The sequence below is a fragment of the Rahnella sp. EDr1-12 genome, assembly GCF_049206505.1.
Taxonomy (GTDB): Bacteria; Pseudomonadota; Gammaproteobacteria; order Enterobacterales; family Enterobacteriaceae; genus Rahnella; species Rahnella rivi.
Genome location: NZ_JBLZNY010000001.1, coordinates 163,137 through 178,736, shown reverse-complemented (window position 1 = coordinate 178,736; position 15,600 = coordinate 163,137). Strand labels below are relative to the sequence as shown.

The window sequence follows — 15,600 nt, the reverse complement described above, 5'->3', positions numbered from 1 at the left end:
GGAGTGAGCGCAATGGATAAACCTGTTCTGGTGGTGATCGGCAACGGCATGGCGGGCGTCCGGCTGGTGGAAACGCTGTGCGAACGCGCACCGTCGCGCTTCCGCATTCTGATCATCGGTGACGAAGCGCAGCCCGCTTACAACCGCATCATGCTCACGCCGGTACTGTCGGGCGAGAAATCCTTTGCCGATATCGTGACGCACGAACAGAGCTGGTATGAACGTCACAACGTCACGTTTTTGCGCGGTGCGCCGGTCACGGCCATTGACCGTGCCGCCAGACGGGTCAGCGTTGAGGGGCAAACGTTCTCTTACCATCATCTGGTGATCGCCACCGGTTCGCGGCCTTTTATGCCGCCGCTGCCGGGGGCGCAACTGGCGGGGATCCACGGATTCCGTACGCAGCGCGACGTCGAAAACATTCTGCACGGACAGGTGGCCGGACGACCGGCGGTGGTGATCGGCGGCGGCGTGTTAGGCGTGGAAGCCGCCGCGGCGCTGGCGATGTGCGGAATGGCGGTCACGCTGTTGCATCGCGGCCCGCATCTGATGGATCAGCAACTGGATGAACATGCTGCCGGGCTGCTGCGCATGAGCCTGCTGTCACGCGGTATCGAAACGGTATTGCAGGCGCAAACGGCGGCCTATGGCGCAGACGACAGCGGCAACGTCCGGCAGGTGACCTTGTGCGATGGCCGCGTTTTGGCGGCGCATCGTGTGGTGGTGGCCGCCGGTGTCCGCCCGGATATTGCGCTGGCGCAGGCTGCCGGTCTGGCCTGTGCGCGTGGCATTCTGGTGGATAGCGGGTTGCAGACTTCTGATCCGCATATTTCCGCCATCGGCGAATGTTGTCAGCTGGGCGAACTGACTTTCGGGCTGGTCGCTCCCTGCTGGCAGCAGGCAGAAAACCTGGCGGCCAGACTGGCGGGTGATGATGCAACGCCCTTTACCGTACAAAACGTCCCGCTGCGCCTGAAGGTGACTGGCATTGACCTGTTTTGCGCCGGTGAACTTGCCGCCGGTGATGACGCCCAGATCCACAGCACCTTTGACCCGATCGACGGCCACTACCGCCGCCTGTTACTGCGCCACAACCAGCTGCAAGGTGTGCTGCTGTGGGGCGACATCAGCGACGGGCCGGACTACTTCTCACGTCTTCGCCATCCATCCATTCAGCCATCGCAACTGAGCGTTTTCAATCCAGAAGAAACGCCTGCGGTGCCTGATCTCCCCCTGAACGAACCGTTATCCCATGAGATAGCGAGGAGCAATGTAATGTCAAAACCCGTTTTAGTGATGGCCGGACACGGCATGGTCGGACACCATTTCCTGCAACAACTGGTCGAGCGCGAACTGCATCTGCACTATCAGGTGATCGTGTTTGCCGAGGAAACGTCCCCGGCATATGACCGCGTCCATTTGTCAGAGTTTTTCTCCGGACGCAGCGCCGAATCGCTGTCGATGGTAGAGGACGGCTTCTTCGAATCCACCGGTATTGAGCTGCGTCTCGCGCACGGCGTGGAGCACATTGATACCAAACACCGTTTTGTGGTTGACCGGCAGGGGCGGCAGACGGCGTACGATTTGCTGGTGCTGGCGACCGGCTCTTACCCGTTTGTGCCGCCGATACCGGGGAATGACGCGCCGGGCTGCCTGGTGTACCGCACGCTCGACGATCTGGCGGCGATCCAGGCCTGCGCCGGTAAGGGCACCACCGGCGTGGTGGTGGGCGGCGGATTGCTCGGGCTGGAGGCGGCCAATGCGCTGAAACATCTCGGGTTGCAAACGCACGTGGTGGAGTTTGCGCCACGGCTGATGGGCGTTCAGCTCGATGAGGGCGGTGCGGCCATGCTGCGCCGCAAAATTGAAGCGCTGGATGTGCAGGTGCACACCGGCAAAGAAACCCGCGAAATCGTCGCAGGTGAAACCTGCAGTTACCGCATGGTGTTTGCCGACGGCAGCCATCTGGAAACCGATCTGGTGCTGTTCTCCGCCGGGATCCGCCCGCGTGACCAGCTGGCAAAAGAGTGCGGGCTGACGGTCGGCCCGCGTGGCGGCATTGTGATTGATGACCAGTGCCGCACCTCCGATCCGGCAATTTTTGCCATCGGTGAATGTGCGTTGTGGAACGGTCAGATCTTCGGGCTGGTCGCGCCCGGTTATCAGATGGCGCGCACACTGGCGGATACGCTGTCCGGTAGCGAAGTGGCGTTCAAGGGCGCGGGCATGAGCACCAAACTGAAACTGCTCGGCGTCGAAGTGGCGTCGGTCGGGGACGCGCACGGCCGTACCCCCGGCAGCCAGAGCTACAGCTGGGTGGACGGCCCGGCGGAAGTGTATAAAAAAATCGTGGTGTCGCAGGATGGCAAACGCCTGCTCGGCGCGGTGCTGGTCGGCGACAGCACCGAATACAGCACGTTGTTACAGATGATGCTCAACGACATGCCGCTGCCCGCGAATCCGGAAGGGCTGATCCTTCCCGCCAGCACCGGTGCTGCGCCGAAAAGCCTCGGCGTGGCGGCGCTGCCGGACGGCGCGCAGATCTGTTCCTGCCATAACGTCAGCAAGTCGGATATCTGTGACGCGGTGAAAGGCGGCTGCGGCGACATGGCGGCAGTCAAAGCCTGTACCAAAGCAGCCACCGGCTGCGGCGGCTGTGCGGCGCTGACCAAACAGGTGATGGAGTTCGCGCTGACGGAAATGGGCGTCGATGTTAAAAAAGACATCTGCGAGCATTTTGCCTATTCGCGGCAGGAGATTTATCACCTGGTCCGCATGGGCAATATCCGCAGTTTCGGTGAACTGATTCAGAAACACGGCCACGGCCACGGGTGTGAAATCTGTAAACCGCTGGTGGGATCGGTGCTGGCATCATGCTGGAACGATTACCTGCTCAAACCGCAACATCTGCCATTGCAGGACACCAACGACCGCTTCTTCGCCAACATCCAGAAAGACGGCACTTATTCCGTGGTACCGCGCGTCCCTGCGGGGGAAATCACCCCGGACGGCTTGATCGCCATCGGACTGGTCGCCAAGCGTTACAACCTTTACACCAAAATCACCGGCGGCCAGCGTGTCGATCTGTTCGGCGCACGGCTGGAGCAGTTGCCGGAAATCTGGCAGCAACTGGTGGATGCCGGGTTCGAAACCGGTCACGCCTATGGCAAATCCCTGCGTACGGTGAAATCCTGCGTCGGATCCAACTGGTGCCGCTACGGCGTGCAGGATTCCACCGGGCTGGCGCTGCAACTGGAGAGCCGCTACAAAGGGCTGCGCTCGCCGCACAAAATCAAAATGGCCGTGTCCGGCTGCACCCGGGAATGTGCCGAAGCACAAAGCAAAGACGTCGGTGTGATTGCTACGGAAAAAGGCTGGAACCTTTACGTCTGTGGCAACGGCGGCATGAAGCCGCGCCATGCCGATTTACTGGCGCAGGACATGAGCACCGAAGCGCTGATCCGCACCGTGGACCGCTTTCTGATGTTCTACATCCGCACCGCCGACCGCCTGCAACGCACCAGCACCTGGATGGACAATCTGGAAGGCGGGATGGCGTATCTGCGTCAGGTGGTGCTGGAAGACAGCCTGCATATCGGCGCGGAGCTGGAAAACGAGATGAACGCCGTGGTCGGCACCTATCAGTGCGAATGGCAGACCACGCTGGCTGACCCGGATCGTCTGGCGCTGTTCAGGCCGTTTGTGAACAGCGAACTGCCGGACGAAGCGGTAGTCATGGTGCAGGAGCGGCAGCAGATCCGCCCGGCAACTCCCACGGAGCGCGCCTCACTGCCACCGGTGGTGGTGAATCAGCCGGTGATGGCCGTTCATGGTTGGGTGGATTTGTGCGAACTGAACGCCATCCCGGCCAACGCAGGAATGGCGGCGCGGCTGGCAAACCGCCAGATTGCGCTGTTCCACCTGCCGGATCATCCGCAGAAGGTTTTTGCCCTGAGCAATCATGAGCCGGACAGCGACGCTAACGTGCTGGCGCGCGGCCTGCTGGGCGATGTGAAAGGGGAACCGGTGGTGATTTCGCCGTTGTACAAGCAGCGCTTTCGTTTGCTGGACGGGTGCAGCGTGGATGACGGGCACACCGCACTCAGCGTCTGGCCGGTCAAAGTGGACGGCGGGCGCGTCTGGGTGCAGGAAAACCCGGTGAGCCACGGGGTGCGTGCCGCAGAGCGGATTGAGACGGTCAGCCTATGAAAAAAGACGCGACGTTCACCACCTGCGCATACTGCGGCGTCGGCTGTGGCGTCAGGATGCAACCGCAGGTGCAGGGCTTCAGCGCCAGCGGCGACGATGCGCATCCGGCCAGTCTCGGGCGGCTGTGCGTTAAGGGCAGCGCGCTGGGAGAAACGCTGGATTTGCAGGGACGTTTACTTCAGCCGGAAATCCACGGCCAGCCGGTCAGCTGGGAGAAGGCGCTGGACGCCGTCGCCAGCGGATTGCAACAGGTGATCCGCGAACATGGCCCGCAGGCCGTGGCCTTCTACGGCTCAGGCCAGTTGCTGACGGAAGACTATTACGTTGCCAACAAACTGATGAAGGGTTTTATCGGCGCGGGAAATATGGATACCAACTCGCGCCTGTGCATGGCGTCGGCGGTGGTCGGCTACAAACGTGCGTTCGGCGCGGATGCCGTGCCGTGCAGCTATCAGGATCTGGAACGGGCAGACTGCGTGATCCTCACCGGTTCCAATACCGCCTGGGCGCATCCGGTAGTTTATCAGCGGCTGGCGCAGGCGAAAAAAGAGCGGCCCGCAATGCGCATTATTGTGATTGACCCGCGCCAGACCGCCACCTGTGATATCGCCGATTTGCATCTGGCGTTGCGCCCCGGCAGCGATGCGGCGCTGTTTTGTGGTGCGCTGAACGCCATGGCGGACAGCGGGAAACTCGACGCCGCTTTCCTGCAACAGCATACCCGGGGTGCGGAACAGACCTTGCAGGCGGCACAAACCTGGACGCCAGCCCGCACTGCCGATGCGTGCGCGCTGCCTCCGGCAAAGCTTATGGCCTTTTATCAGATGATTGCTGACAGTGACCGGCTGGTGACCCTGTATTCGATGGGCATCAATCAGTCCAGCTCCGGCGTTGATAAATGCAACGCCATCATCAACTTACATCTGGCGACCGGCAAGATTGGCCGCGAAGGCTGCGGGCCGTTTTCCATCACCGGCCAGCCCAATGCCATGGGCGGGCGCGAAGTGGGCGGTCTGGCAAACCAGCTGGCGTCGCACATGGGGTTCAGCGCGCAGGAGGTGGATCGCGTGGGGCGGTTCTGGGCGAGTGACAACGTCACGAAAACCGCCGGACTGAACGCCGTTGACTTGTTTCGTGCCGTGGAAACAGGCCAGATCAAAGCGGTATGGATCATGGGCACCAATCCGCTGGTGTCGCTGCCGGATGCCGACCGCGTGCGTGCCGGGCTGGCGCGCTGCCCGCTGGTGATTGTCTCCGACATCATGCGCGATACCGATACCACCCGTGCCGCCCACATTTGCCTGCCCGCACAGGGCTGGGGCGAGAAAAACGGCACGGTCACCAATTCCGAACGTTGCATTTCCCGTCAGCGGGCGTTTCTGCCAGCGCCGGGCGAGGCGAAACCGGACTGGTGGATCCTCTGTCAGGTGGCGCAGCGTCTGGGTTATGACGATGCCTTCGCCTATCAGCATCCGGCAGAGATTTTCCGCGAACATGCGGCGCTTTCCGGTTTTGAAAATCAGGGCTCGCGGGCGTTTGATATCAGCGGGATGGCGCAGCTTTCCAATGAACAGTGGGACGGGCTGCGTCCGGTGCAGTGGCCGGTCAACGCCGCAAATCCGCAGGGCACTGCGCGGCTGTTCACCGATAACCGGTTTTTCCATCCTGACGGCCATGCGCGGCTGATCCCCGTTACGCCAAGGCCGCCGGTGAACCCGCCGACGGCTGCCTGTCCGCTGATCATGAACACCGGCAGGGTGCGTGACCAATGGCACACGATGACACGCACCGGGAAATCTGCGCGCCTGATGCAGCACATCAGCGAACCTTTCTGTCAGTTTCATCCCGACGATGCCCCGCAGATCCAGCCCGGCGATCTGGTGCGCGTTGCCTCCTCGCACGGCTGGCTGTTGCTGCGCGCCCAGCCGGACAGGCTGCAACCGCGCGGCAGCGTCTTTGTGCCGATGCACTGGAACAGCCAGTTCAGCCAGCAGGCCAGGGTGGATGCGCTGATTGAGGCACATACCGATCCGCTGTCCGGGCAGCCGGAAAGCAAACATATGCCGGTCAGTCTGCGCCGCTGGAATGCCGCCTGGCAGGCCGAACTGTTTATGCGCGGCGACAGCGACCGGCATCCGGCACCGCCTGACACTGCTTACTGGAGCCGCATCGCGCAGCAGGGCGTGACGCATTACACGCTGGCCGATTCGTCTTTACCGCAGGACTGGACGGCCTGGCTCAGCGAACATTTCGGCACCGGCCAGTGGGTTTGCCAGGCGGCACATCTGGGCGATGACGGTTTTCATCTTCTGGCCTGGTCCGGCGGTGAGCTGCAACTGGCGTTTTACGCGCACCGCCGTCGCCCTGCGCCGGAACGTCAGGCGGTGGTGGCCGCATTTTCTCAGCCGCCGGTGACCGCGTCGCAGCGTCTGGCGCTGCTGGCAGGCACCGCCGGAAACGGTAAAGCCCCCACCGGCGCGATGATTTGCAGCTGCTTTGCCATCGGCGAAATCGCCATCGCAGACGCCGTGCGGCAGGGATGTCACAGCGTGCAGCAGCTCGGCGCGCAGCTGAAATGCGGCACTAACTGCGGTTCATGCATTCCCGAACTCAAAAAGATCATAGCCGGCCAGCTTACGTCGCTGACGGCAGGAGACGACCAATGAACATCCTCGAAAAGTCATTACAGATGCAGCAAATCTCTCAGCTTATGGCGTCGGGGAACCTGCGCCAGCCCGTGTGCCGGGGTGAAGTCTGGCTGGTGGGCGCCGGGCCGGGCGACGTTGAGCTGCTGACGGTGAAAGCGCTGCGGGTGATTGTGCAGGCCGACGTGGTGGTGTTTGACCGGCTGGTTTCAGACCCGGTGATGGCGCTGATCCCGGACGAGGTGCTGCGCATTGATGTCGGTAAATCGACACGCAATCACACGCTCGGACAGGGTGAGATCAACCAACTGCTGGTGACGCTGGCACAGGCCGGACACCGCGTGGTGCGCCTCAAGGGCGGCGATCCTTTCGTTTTTGGACGTGGCGGCGAAGAGATGGCGCACTGCCAGCAGCATGAGGTGATCTGCCACATCGTGCCGGGGATCACTGCGGCAATGGGCTGCGCGGCAGCCAGCGGTATCCCGCTGACACACCGGGATCTGGCTCAGTCGGTCCGGTTTGTCACCGGCCACGGCGCGCAGGGCGAGCCGGACATCGACTGGTCAGCACTGGCCACCACGCGCCAGACGCTGGTGTTTTATATGGGCATTGCCAACAGTGAAAACATCAGCCAGCAGCTGATAGCGCATGGTCTGGCGGCCTCCACACCGGTGGCCGTGATCGAACGCGGTACCCGCCCCGATCAGCGGGTACTGACCGGCACACTGACCGCGCTGGCAGAGCTTATCCGCACGGAGCAGGTGCAAACGCCCGCGCTGCTGATCGTCGGGGAGGTGGTGGAGATGCATCGGGGCTGGCAACGCAGTTGCGGGTATGGAGAAGGTCAAGATCGTGGGTTGCCACCCACACCGGGTTTGAGAGGTGCTTATCGGTGTGCCTCTTAATATTTCAGGCTTATTTACTGCGTGATGCTGTTTCAGGGGGTTCTGTGAATACGTTTTAACGTCAAGATCGTGGGTTGCCACCCACACCGGCCTTAAGGTCAACACCGTGGGTTGCCACCCACACCGGCCTTAGGGGTGGCTTATCGCCGCCACCCCTAAGAACCCCGGGCTCTTTTAACTGCGCGCTGCCGCTTGTTGGCTATGTTTCAGGGGCTCCTCCTATTGCCGCAAACGCCGCCGCTGCGCGGTCCTCTCATTTCAGGTTCGGACCCGCTCGGAAAAATACCCTCTCGGTTTCTCACCGTTCATTCGACGTCGTTTTGAACGCGGCCAGAGGCTTCTTAAAGCACAACCTCACCGTTTTCGACGTTTTAAATCAATAATAAATCAAAAAATTAAGTCTTAATAATCATTTGAATGACATAGCCATTAGCCGCACTCAAAAATCATTTGAATTACATAGCCATTGGCCGCACTCAATAATCATTTGAATTACATAGCCATTGGCCGCGCTCAAAAATCACGCCGAAGGGAGTGGTGGAAAACCGCGCGTTAGTTTGCGCGGGTTGTAACCCGAGCGGAGGGCACCGCGCAGCGGCGGGATTTTGCGGCAATAGGAGGAGCTGCTGGAAAGTAGCCCGCGAGCGGTAGCGCGCAGTAAAAAAGACGTGGGAGATCCAAGAGGGGCCCGTCCTGGCCCCTTTTGGGCGGTTTCGGCGACAGCCGCTGAGTTGAGCACTGCACGTGAGAAACCGAAACTTTCACCAGGCCTCAAAAGGTCGGGTTCAACCCTTGGAATAGCCTGAGCGGCTGAGCGATCACCGCAGGTGAGAAACCGAAACTTCCCCAAGGCCCCGCCTGCATCCCCCTACGGCATCCCCGGCAGCGAGTTGATCAGCTGCTGCGTCCACGGATGGGCGGGCCGGTGGAAAACGTCATCGACGTGTCCGTGTTCTACCACGCTGCCGTCTTTCATCACCACCACGCGGTCGGCCAGATGGTGGATCACGCCTAAATCGTGTGAAATGAATAACAGTGCGGTGCGGTGTTCTGCCTGCATATCGGCCAGCAGATCCAGCACCTGCGCCTGAACTGAGACGTCGAGCGCGCTCACCGGTTCATCGGCCACCAGCAGCGCCGGATTGGGCGCGAACGCACGGGCGATCGCCACGCGCTGGCGCTGACCGCCGGATAAATCGCGCGGATAACGGCGCAGAAAACTCTCGCCCAGCTGCACTTCATCCAGCAACTGCCGGATGCGTTTCTTGCGTTCATCGCCAAAAATCCCGACGCTGTCCAGACTCTCACCGATGATTTTCTCAACGTTATATCGCGGATCAAACGAACTCAGCGGATCCTGTGCAATCAGCTGGATGCCTTTGCGTTGCAACCTGCGGTCGGATTCCGGGATCTGACTCCAGCGCCGACCCTGAATGGTGATGGTGCCGGAACCGGGCTCGGTCAGCCCGAGCACCATGCGCGCCACCGTGGTTTTGCCGGAACCGGATTCGCCGACAATCCCCAGCGTTTCACCCGCGGCAAGGCGCAGACTGACGTGATTCACCACCGTTTTTCCGGCGAACTGTTTGCACAAACCGCTGGCTTCCAGCACCGGGATTTCCGTGGAAATATGCCGGGCGGGCAACGCGACGCCTCGCGTGCCGGAAAGCCTCAGGCCACGCGTCGCCGTTCCGGGCACCGCGGCCAGCAATTGCTGCGTGTAAGGGTGCTGCGGCGCGGTCAGCAGTGCCTCGCTGATGCCTTCTTCCACCACTTTTCCCTGATGCATCACCAGGATCCGATCGGCGAGTTTCCCCACCACGGAGAGATCGTGGCTTATCAGCAGCAGGCTTTCGCCTTTATCGCGCCGCTGTTGCAGCAGATCCAGAATCTGTTTTTGTACGGTCATGTCCAGCGCCGTGGTCGGTTCATCGGCGATCAGCAAACCGGGGTTGCCCGCAAGCGCCGTGGCGATCAACACGCGCTGACGCAAACCGCCGGAAAGCTGATGCGGATACGTGGTCAGCCGGTGTTGCGCATCGGGAATACCGACAGATTTCAGCAGGGCAAGGGTTTGCGCGTGCAGTTCACGGGGCGCGCCGGGCTGCGTGGCGATGAGGGCGTCGCGCAGTTGCTGACCCACCTGACGCAGCGGATCAAGCGACACCAGCGCGTCCTGCAACACATAACCAATTTTGCTGCCGCGAATTTTACGCCAGCGGCGCTGGCTGGCGCCCAGCATGTCCTGACCGTCAATCACAAACCGGTCAGCAGTGATGCGCGCACTGGCGTCCTGTAACCCCAGCAGGCTGCGTGCGGTGACGGTTTTTCCCGAGCCGGATTCCCCGACAAAAGCCACCGATTCCCCGCGTCTGAGTTGCAAATTCAGGCCGCTGACCGCCGCTTTTTCGCCCTGCGGTGAAGGAAAAGAGATCGACAGATTGCGGATATCGATAAACAGGTCGCCGCTCATGGTTGTTTCCCTTCAAAAGTGGCCTGCCAGTAACGGCCCAGCGTGTTCACAGAAATTACGGTCAGCGTAATGGCTACCCCCGGCCAGACGCCGATCCACCAGGCATTGCGCAGATAGTTACGGCCTTCAGCCAGCATCAGCCCCCATTCGGCGGTGGGGGGTTGCGGCCCCATGCCGAGAAAACTTAGCCCGGCGGTGCCGATAATGGCGCTGCCCAAACCGAGCGTTGCCAGCGCCGGCACGTGGGCAATGGCGTGAGGAAGAACGTGCCGCCACACCAGAACGTGGCGTTTCAGGCCAAAGGTGCGCGCCTGTTCTACGTAGCCCGAAGACATCACCACAAAAGTTTGCGCCCGCACCACGCGGGTAAAGCGCGGTATAGACGCCACGCCGAGCGCAAAGATCAGATTGGTGGTGCCGGGGCCGGTAAAGGCGATCAGCATCAGCGCCAGCAGCAGATCAGGAAAGGCGGACACCACGTCCACCGCGCGGCTGATCAGTTCATCCAACGGCCCTTTGAGCAAACCGGCCAGTAACCCCAGCAGGCTGCCGATGCTGACCGCGACGGCCATTGCCGCAAGGCTTATCAGCAGGGAATAATGGCTGCCGTAAATAATGCGCGCCAGCACATCCCGCCCGAGCTGATCGGTACCCAGCCAGTGTTCAGCCGAGGGCGGCAACTGAGCGTTCACCGGATCGGCATTCAGCGGATCGTAATGGGTAAGCCACGCGGGGAAAATCACCGCCAGCAGCACCAGTAACAGGTACAGCGCGGCCAGCAGAAATCCCGCAGAAAAATGACGTTTAAGACCGGCGGTGGCGATCATCTGGCTCATGACGTGTGCTCCCCGTCCGCATCCCGCAGGCGCGGATCGATGAATAAATAGAGAATGTCCACCAGCGTACTGAGCACCACGTACACCAGCGCGGAGAAAATCGCCACCGCCAGCACCACCGGAAGGTCTTTACCCAGTACCGCATCCACGGTGATTTTGCCGAGCCCCGGACGGCCAAAAACCTGTTCGGTGATCACCGCGCCGCTGAGTAAACCGCCAATCAGCCAGCCGGTCAGGGTGACGGCGGGCAGGGCGGCGTGGCGCAGGGCGTGACGCAAACGCAGGGTGGTATCGGGTAAACCCCAGGCGCGCAGCGTCAGCATAAAGGGCTGATCGAGCGCGTCTTCCAGCCCGCGCCGCAGCACCTGTGACACTACCGCACCCAGCGATAAGCCCAGAGATAACGCGGGCAGCACCAGTGAGGAAAAGCTGCGATCGCCCGCCACCGGAAACCAGCGCAGTGTAAAACTGAAGATAAACAGCAGCACGATACCCAGCCAGAAAGAGGGCGTGGAGGCCAGAACCAGCTCGACCGACCCGGCGATGCGCTGCCCCAGGCGGCGGTGCGCGGTGGTCACCGCCATCAGCACGGCAAATATCAGGCTGAACACCAGCGCCAGACCGGTAAGTTTGAGCGTCGGCCACAGCTGCGACAGCACCAGCGAACTGACGTCAGTATTGAGCATATAAGAGCGGCCAAAATCGCCGTGCAGCACGCGCCATAAATAGTGCAGATATTGCCTGTACAGGGGCTGATCCAGCCCCCATTCCGCCCGGATCGCCGCCTCGATGGCCGGAGTCTGTACCTGTTCGCCCATCAGTAAACTGACAATGTCCCCCGGCGCGAGATGCACGCTGATAAAAGACAGCGTCACCGCCGCCCATAACACCAGCGCGCCGCTCAGCAGCCGCCGGAGGATCCGCCATCGCCATGACGGCGGGGTGTCGGGCAGCCGGGGTGAAGCCAGTGAACTTTCAACCGTCATGGTGTGACTCCTTGCTTATTGATGCTGAGCGCCCGATCAGTGCTTGCTCAGCCAGACGTCGTAGGTGTTTTCCGGCATCTGTTTGAACGGCCTGAAACCCACGTCATGAACGTAAGACGCGGCGGCAATCTGGTCTTCCGGCTCGTACAGTGGGATCGCCAGCGCCTGCTGCAACACGGCAAAATTCTGCAACTGACCGTAGAAGTTTTTACGTTCGCTGTTATCCAGCGTTTGCGACGCGCCTTTGAGCAACGGAATGATCTCCGGGGCATCGGTGCGGCTGTAGTTGATCGCCCCTCCGGCGTTCACCGGCAGGTAATGGTTTTCGATATCTATGCCGTCGGTATCGGTATTGGAGTTGGCGATCGAGCCGAATTCACCGGTTTTCCGCACTTCGGTATAGGTGCCGGAATCGACGTAACGGATTTTCAGATCGATACCCAGACGTTGCCGCGCCTGCGCCTGCAAGGCCTGCAACAACACATCGCGCTGATCGCGCACCGTGGCCTGCGCCTGAATGATTTCTATGGTCAGCGGTTTGCCGTCTTTGGTGCGGATACCGTCTGCGCCTTTGGTTTTCCAGCCAGCTTCATCCAGCAACTGATTCGCCAGCGCCGGGTTGTTGCCGTATTTATTCACCAGACTGTTGTCGTATAACGGGTCAACCGGTGAGGTGATCCCCCAGACGCGGGTGCGCTCGCCGCGATAAATCGATTGCAGGATGGGTGAAATATCCAGCCCCTGTAAAATCGCTTTACGGACGTTCAGTTCCTGCGTTGGTCCGTATTTCACGTTAAGAAACAGTGAGTAAGGGGTGCCGGTATTCAGTGCGTGCTGATAAGAGAAATCCGCGTTGTCTTTGAATTCGCCCGCATCATTGCCGGAGACGCCTTCGATAACGTCAACCTGGCCGGAAAGCAGTGCGCCGGTGCGCACCGAAGATTCAGGCAGGAAGCGGTAAGTCACGCCTTCCAGATAGGCCGGGCCCTGATGGCGGGCATTGGCAGACGCCCAGTGGTAATCCGGGTTGCGCACATACTCAATCTGCTGGCCTTTCTCATAGCGTTTGAGGATAAACGGGCCGGTCCCGGCGATGTCCGTGCCGCCTGATTTGAGCTGAGGTGAGGTCCAGGATGACGGCGAAATCAGTTTCAGGCCGGAGGCGAAAGAGAGGAACGGGCTGTAGGCCTGTTTCAGCGTAATGCTGACGGTGTGCTCGTCGGGGGTGGCCACGCTGTCGATCCGCCCGGCCAGCGCACAGATGCTGGAGCCTGCGCAATAGGCCGGATCCTGCGCATGGCGGAAGTTTTCCGCCACGGCACTGGCGTTGAACTTCTCACCGTTGGAGAATTTCACGTCATCGCGCAGGGTGAAGGTGTAGATTTTGCCGTCTTCTGACACCGAATATCCGGTAGCCAGCCACGGAATATAACTGCCGTCAGGTTTACGCGCGAGCAGCGACTCGTAGGCGACGCGCAGGATCAGTTCCGCTTTGGACTGGCCGTTCAGCTGAGGGTTAAGCGTATTCGGTTCGGTTTCCACGCCCCAGGTGAGGGTTCCGCCTGACACCGGTTTTTCAGCCGCGTAAAGCGCCTGGCCGGAGGAAAGAATTAACAGCGTTAAAGCAGACAGTGAGGCGGCAGAGGCTTTCATATTTTTCCCATTAAAGTCATACCCGGACGGTATTTGAAATACATCAACAAAGATGAATGCGCTGGATCTGTTATAGGGAATCGCAATTCCCGTAATGATTATTAAAGGCGCGTTGCCGGGTTGTAAAATCACAATATTTGCTTACCAGCGTAAATAAATGACTTTGGCGCGCATCCTGCCGGGCGGGGTTATTTCTGCGGATGTGTCAGTGCGGGTTTATTCATTTTTGTCGTATTCAAATGCTTTTTTCTTCGTGGCGTAAATAACCCTGATCTCTATTTTTAACGCAGACTCATTATTCAAATTAAGGAGATCATTTGACTATCCAATCTCGCCGTCGTCTGAAAACTCTGGTCGGGGCAGGGAGCGTGGTATACGCCTCCAACGATCAGGGGCGCGTGACCGGTATTACCCGTGCCATTGCGCAGGCGAAAATAGCGGAAAAAGAGAAGATCACCGGGCTGTTTACCGCCGATCTGTTGCAGGCTGACCCGGACGGACTGTCCGGTTCGACCGGCAGTCAGGATCCTGTTGTCACCCTTGCCGCACTGAGCCAGGTCACCTCGCATATCGGGCTTATCGCCACGATTTCCACCACTTATCAGCACCCTTACAACCTCGCCCGGCTGGTCGGCACGCTCGATCACGTCAGCGGAGGCCGTGCGGGCTGGAACGCGGTGACGTCGTCGGTGGGGGAAGAGAACTTTGGGGAAATCACCCTGCCTGCGCCACAGGTTCGTTATGCCCGTGCCACCGAATTTATCGAGGTGATCAACGCGCTGTTCGATGCCAACCAGCCGGACGCCGTGCGCCGCAATAAAAGCGGTTCAGTCACCATCGACCCGCGCAAGCTGCATCCGGTGCATCATCACGGCGATTTTTTCCGCGTGCAGGGGCCGCTGAATGTGCCACCACCGCCGCAGCACCGGCCGGTACAGTTTCAGGCCGGGCAGTCCGAAGAAGGGCTGAAGCTGGGCGCCCGCTACGCCGAAGTGATTTACACCTCACAGCCCACCTTTGAGGATGCGAAGCACTTTGTCGAACAGGTACACCATCATGCGGATGCGTTTGGCCGCCGCGAAAATCGTCCGTTAATCATGAACTCGTTCCATTCGATCATCGGCGAAAGCCCGTCAGACGTGACGCGCCGGTTATTTGAAAAGCATGAGCGCATCGATTACGAGCAGGGACGCCTGAAAGTGGCGGACATGCTCGGTGGCGAGATTGACCTGCAGGATCTGGCGCTGGATCAGCCTGTCCCGTTGCGCCTGCTGCCTGACATTGAGCAGGTCAACCGGCGTCGCGGGCGCGCAGAAATCTTCAAACGTTTTGCCTTACAGGGGCTGACGCTGCGCGAATTGATCATTCAGGCACAGGAAACCGGCCACTGGTTTGTCGCCGGTACCCCGGAAACGCTGGCCGACGCCATCGAACAACGTTACCAGGCGGGCGTGCTGGATGTGATTTCCCTGCACGGGCTGGGCCAGCCGGATCAGGAGGACCTGCTGCTCAACGGCTTACTCCCGGAATTACGCCGCCGCGGGTTGATTGATACGGAGTACAGCGGGGGGGATTTCAGGGAGAATTTGGGGATAAGGGGGAGGGGGTAAAACAGGGGTGTTTTATCCTCTACTTCAGCTTCAGCTTCAACTTCAAGTTCAAGACCTTGGGCTCGCCGCCCAAACAGGCCCAAAGGGTTTTAAACGAAACCCTTTGGAATCCTGCGTTTTTTTAACTGCGCGCTGCCGCTCGCAGGCTATTTTTCAGGTACTCCTGCTATTGCCGCAAAATCCCGCCGCTTTGCGGTGCCCTCCGGTCGGGTTACAACCCGCGCAAACAGACGCGCGGTTTTCCACCTCTCCCTTCGGCGTGATTTTTGAGCGCGGCCACTGG

Annotated in this window: 8 protein-coding genes; 4 read left to right on the top strand and 4 right to left on the bottom strand. The window is 60.3% G+C overall.

The window, feature by feature from the left end:
* Positions 1-12 precede the first annotated feature (12 nt).
* The 3 genes from nirB to cobA are packed head-to-tail and all read left to right on the top strand — an operon-like array spanning position 13 to position 7,759.
* Positions 13-4,209 (top strand): nitrite reductase large subunit NirB, encoded by a 4,197-nt coding sequence (nirB, locus tag ACO0U8_RS00735; RefSeq protein WP_421670077.1) that lies wholly within the window; start codon positions 13-15, stop codon positions 4,207-4,209.
* Positions 4,206-6,875 (top strand): molybdopterin-dependent oxidoreductase, encoded by a 2,670-nt coding sequence (locus ACO0U8_RS00730; protein WP_183846927.1) that lies wholly within the window; start codon positions 4,206-4,208, stop codon positions 6,873-6,875. Before nirB ends, ACO0U8_RS00730 begins: the two co-directional genes overlap by 4 nt.
* Before the next feature lie 23 nt (positions 6,876-6,898).
* A complete protein-coding gene (cobA, locus tag ACO0U8_RS00725; protein ID WP_056777505.1) occupies positions 6,899-7,759 on the top strand; it encodes a uroporphyrinogen-III C-methyltransferase in 861 nt (286 codons plus the stop codon).
* Positions 7,760-8,627: 868 nt separating this feature from the next.
* Here cobA and ACO0U8_RS00720 read toward each other — a convergent pair.
* The 4 genes from ACO0U8_RS00720 to ACO0U8_RS00705 are packed head-to-tail and all read right to left on the bottom strand — an operon-like array spanning position 8,628 to position 13,707.
* A complete protein-coding gene (locus ACO0U8_RS00720) occupies positions 8,628-10,232 on the bottom strand; it encodes a dipeptide ABC transporter ATP-binding protein (protein WP_421670076.1) in 1,605 nt (534 codons plus the stop codon).
* Complete coding sequence (locus ACO0U8_RS00715; RefSeq protein ID WP_421670659.1) at positions 10,229-11,059, bottom strand: ABC transporter permease; 831 nt, start codon at positions 11,057-11,059, stop codon at positions 10,229-10,231. Before ACO0U8_RS00715 ends, ACO0U8_RS00720 begins: the two co-directional genes overlap by 4 nt.
* A gap of 5 nt (positions 11,060-11,064) precedes the next feature.
* On the bottom strand, positions 11,065-12,054 hold the full coding sequence (locus tag ACO0U8_RS00710) for an ABC transporter permease (RefSeq protein ID WP_056777370.1): 990 nt from the start codon (positions 12,052-12,054) through the stop codon (positions 11,065-11,067).
* Between the two features lie 36 nt (positions 12,055-12,090).
* Positions 12,091-13,707 (bottom strand): ABC transporter substrate-binding protein, encoded by a 1,617-nt coding sequence (locus ACO0U8_RS00705; protein ID WP_421670075.1) that lies wholly within the window; start codon positions 13,705-13,707, stop codon positions 12,091-12,093.
* A 317-nt stretch (positions 13,708-14,024) separates the two neighbouring features.
* Here ACO0U8_RS00705 and ACO0U8_RS00700 point away from each other — a divergent pair, with 317 nt between their 5' ends.
* Positions 14,025-15,317: an NtaA/DmoA family FMN-dependent monooxygenase gene (locus tag ACO0U8_RS00700; protein WP_421670074.1), complete on the top strand. Its 1,293-nt coding sequence runs from the start codon at positions 14,025-14,027 to the stop codon at positions 15,315-15,317.
* Positions 15,318-15,600: the final 283 nt, after the last annotated feature.

Bases quoted from the DNA above. Each gene is read 5' to 3' on its own strand.
- ACO0U8_RS00705 (WP_421670075.1), bottom strand. From the start codon at position 13,707: ATGAAAGCCTCTGCCGCCTCACTGTCTGCTTTAACGCTGTTAATTCTT.
- cobA (WP_056777505.1), top strand. From the start codon at position 6,899: ATGCAGCAAATCTCTCAGCTTATGGCGTCGGGGAACCTGCGCCAGCCC.
- ACO0U8_RS00715 (WP_421670659.1), bottom strand. From the start codon at position 11,059: ATGATCGCCACCGCCGGTCTTAAACGTCATTTTTCTGCGGGATTTCTG.
- ACO0U8_RS00730 (WP_183846927.1), top strand. From the start codon at position 4,206: ATGAAAAAAGACGCGACGTTCACCACCTGCGCATACTGCGGCGTCGGC.
- ACO0U8_RS00710 (WP_056777370.1), bottom strand. From the start codon at position 12,054: ATGACGGTTGAAAGTTCACTGGCTTCACCCCGGCTGCCCGACACCCCG.
- nirB (WP_421670077.1), top strand. From the start codon at position 13: ATGGATAAACCTGTTCTGGTGGTGATCGGCAACGGCATGGCGGGCGTC.
- ACO0U8_RS00720 (WP_421670076.1), bottom strand. From the start codon at position 10,232: ATGAGCGGCGACCTGTTTATCGATATCCGCAATCTGTCGATCTCTTTT.